This window comes from Leifsonia sp. SIMBA_070, from assembly GCF_046534635.1.
Taxonomy (GTDB): domain Bacteria; phylum Actinomycetota; class Actinomycetes; order Actinomycetales; family Microbacteriaceae; genus Leifsonia.
Genome location: NZ_JAWRYK010000233.1, coordinates 1 through 275 on the forward strand (window position 1 = coordinate 1; position 275 = coordinate 275).

Below are 275 nucleotides of genomic sequence, written 5' to 3' on the forward strand. Positions count from 1 at the left end.
GTGCCGGAGATCAGTAGCTCATCCGGTGTCCCGAGGTAGGCGCCCCACCAGATGTGATCGTCGGGCGCGGCCGTCTGCAAAAAGGTGCAATCGGCGTCGAGCATCACGACCTGGTTGGCCGCGGCTCCGGCCGGGGTCTCGGCCAGCCGACGTCCGGTGGTGATGTGGATGGGTTCGCCGATGCGGTTGAGCAGGATCTTGTGCGCGGCGGTCAACGAGGCAAAACTCGTGATGCCCGGGATCACGCGGTACTCGAGCTCCAGGCGCCCGCGCGC

General features: G+C 67.3%; 1 protein-coding gene. It reads right to left on the minus strand.

Annotation, left to right across the window (positions count from 1 at the left end; translation table 11 throughout):
• Positions 1-275: SAM-dependent methyltransferase (locus tag SB754_RS20160; RefSeq protein ID WP_410784148.1), on the minus strand; the 275-nt coding region annotated here is incomplete at both ends.